This window comes from Kitasatospora putterlickiae (genome assembly GCF_039527695.1).
Classification (GTDB): Bacteria; Actinomycetota; Actinomycetes; order Streptomycetales; family Streptomycetaceae; genus Kitasatospora; species Kitasatospora putterlickiae.
Map to the genome: position 1 here is coordinate 1 of NZ_BAAAKJ010000504.1, position 2,174 is coordinate 2,174.

3 protein-coding genes are annotated in these 2,174 nt (G+C 76.4%); 1 reads left to right on the forward strand and 2 read right to left on the reverse strand.

Annotated features, from left to right (window positions below):
* Nucleotides 1-1,119: peptidoglycan-binding protein (locus ABD308_RS38035; RefSeq protein WP_344345433.1), on the forward strand; the 1,119-nt coding region annotated here is incomplete at its 5' end.
* Between the two features lie 33 nt (nt 1,120-1,152).
* On the opposite strand, the gene ABD308_RS38040 is transcribed toward ABD308_RS38035, so the two are convergent.
* Both ABD308_RS38040 and ABD308_RS38045 read right to left on the reverse strand, forming a co-directional pair.
* Nucleotides 1,153-1,917 (reverse strand): TrmH family RNA methyltransferase, encoded by a 765-nt coding sequence (locus tag ABD308_RS38040; RefSeq protein ID WP_344345435.1) that lies wholly within the window; start codon nt 1,915-1,917, stop codon nt 1,153-1,155.
* A 34-nt stretch (nt 1,918-1,951) separates the two neighbouring features.
* On the reverse strand, nt 1,952-2,174 hold a 223-nt coding region (locus ABD308_RS38045; RefSeq protein WP_344345437.1), incomplete at its 5' end, for a hypothetical protein.

Below are 2,174 nucleotides of genomic sequence, written 5' to 3' on the forward strand. Positions count from 1 at the left end.
CCCGCCCCGACCCCGACCCCCGGCGGCCCCAGCAGCCCCCGCTCCGAGACCCCGCAGGGCGAGGTCAGCGGCCTCTACGGCGGGTCCCCCGGCGCCCGCTCGCTCGCCGCCCCGCGCGCCACGGCGGCGCCGGTCACCCGGGCCCAGATCATCGAACGGGCCCAGCGCTGGGTCGACCAGAAGGTGCCGTACAGCATGAGCCGCTACTGGTCGGACGGCTACCGCCAGGACTGCTCGGGCTTCGTCTCGATGGCCTGGGGGCTGGGCAGCAGCCAGACCACCTGGACCCTGCCGAACTTCGCCGACCGGATCACCAAGGCGGATCTGCAGCCCGGCGACATCCTCGTCTACAACAACCCGGCCAGCCCGCAGTCCGGTTCGCACGTGACGATCTTCGGCGGCTGGACGGACTCCTCCCGCACCCGCTACGTGGCGTACGAGCAGACCGCCCCGAACACCGTCAAACGCTCCACCCCGTACGCGTACTGGAACAACTCGGCCTCCTACGTCCCCTACCGCTACAAGGGGCTCTCCACCGGCGGGAGCGTCGGCGGCGGCTCCTCCTCGACGGCCTTCCCGGGCGCCGACAAGTTCGGCCCCGGCGCCAACAACGCCTACGTCACCGAGCTCGGCCGGCTGCTGGCCCAGCGCGGCGGCGGCCGGTTCTACAGCGAGGGGCCGGGCCCGCGCTGGAGCGAGGCCGACCGGCGGGCCACCGAGGCCTTCCAGCTCGCCCAGGGCTGGCGCGGCAGCGAGGCGGACGGCATCCCGGGCAAGGCCACCTGGGACTACCTGGTCAACGGCAAGGGCCGCAACATCGACGGCGGAACCCCGCTGCCGCCCCCGCCCGTGACCCCTCCGGTCGACCCGGGCGCCGGCGCACCGGCCTTCCCGGGCGCCGACAAGTTCGTCCCGGGCGCCACCAACGACTGGGTGCGCCGACTCGGCGAGCAGCTGGTCCGCAAGGGCTACGGCCGGTACTACACCGAGGGCCCGGGCCCGCGCTGGACGGAGTCCGACCGGCGCAACGTCCAGGCCTTCCAGGAGGCCCAGGGCTGGCGCGGCGCCGAGGCGGACGGCTACCCCGGCCCGGACACCTGGAAGCGGCTGTTCTCCTGACGGTCCGCCGCCCCGGCCCGCCCGGCCGCCGGTTCAGACCGGCGCGCCGGGCGGGCGTCCGGACATCCAGTGGAACAGCCCCATCGCCACGCTGGTCGCCAGGTTGAAGCTGGAGACCCCGGGCCGCATCGGCACCGCGACCAGCTCGTCGGCCCGCGCCTTCAGCTCCGGGGTCACCCCGTGCCGCTCGGTGCCGAAGGCGAGCACCGCGTCGTCCGAGAAGGCCGTCGCCCGGATGTCCGCGCCCTCCGGATCCAGCACGTAGAGCGGTCCGGCCGGCAGCTCCGGCAGGGTAAGCCGCTCGACGGCGGTCGCGAAGTGCAGGCCCGCGCTGCCGCGCAGCACCGCCGGGTGCCAGGGGTCCAGCTCGCCGGTGGTGACCACGCCCGCCGCGCCGAACCCGGCCGCGAGCCTGATCACCGCGCCGACGTTGCCCAGGTTGCGCGGGTTCTCCAGCAGCACGACGGGCGCCGGCCGGGGCCGGACGGCCAGCGCGGCGCGGTTGGCCCCGGCGGTCGGCCGCACCGCCAGCGCGATCACCCCGGTCGGGTGCGGCCGGGGCGCGAGCGTGCGCAGCGCGGCCTCCGGAAGTTCGACGGCCAGCGCGTCCATCGCCGGGGCCACGTCCGGGGCCAGCTCGGCGGCGAGCGCCGCCAGTGCGGCCCGGTCGGCGGTCAGCACCTGCCGGACGGCGGCGCCGAACCGCAGCGCGTGCTTCAGCGGGTGGAACCCGTCCAGCAGCACCGTCCCCGGCTCCTCGGCGCCGGCCCGCCAGAGCCGCAGCAGTTCCTCGTTCATCCCGCCCACTCTGCCATCCCCGGCGGGGCGGGCCTCACCGCCCGGTGGGCTCCGGCTCGCGCCGCTCGGCGCCGGCCGCCGTACCGCCGCCGCGCAGCGCCCGTTCGAGATCCTTGAGCGCCTGGAGCAGCAGCCGGGTGCCGGAGCGCACGACGTCCCCCTGGACCCCGGCCGGCTCCTCGGCGAGCCGCCGCTCCAGCCGCTCCTGGGCCTCCCGGACGGCGCCGAACTCCACCGGCCGCCCGGTCAGCAGCGCG

Bases quoted from the DNA above. Each gene is read 5' to 3' on its own strand.
- ABD308_RS38040 (WP_344345435.1), bottom strand. From the start codon at position 1,917: ATGAACGAGGAACTGCTGCGGCTCTGGCGGGCCGGCGCCGAGGAGCCG.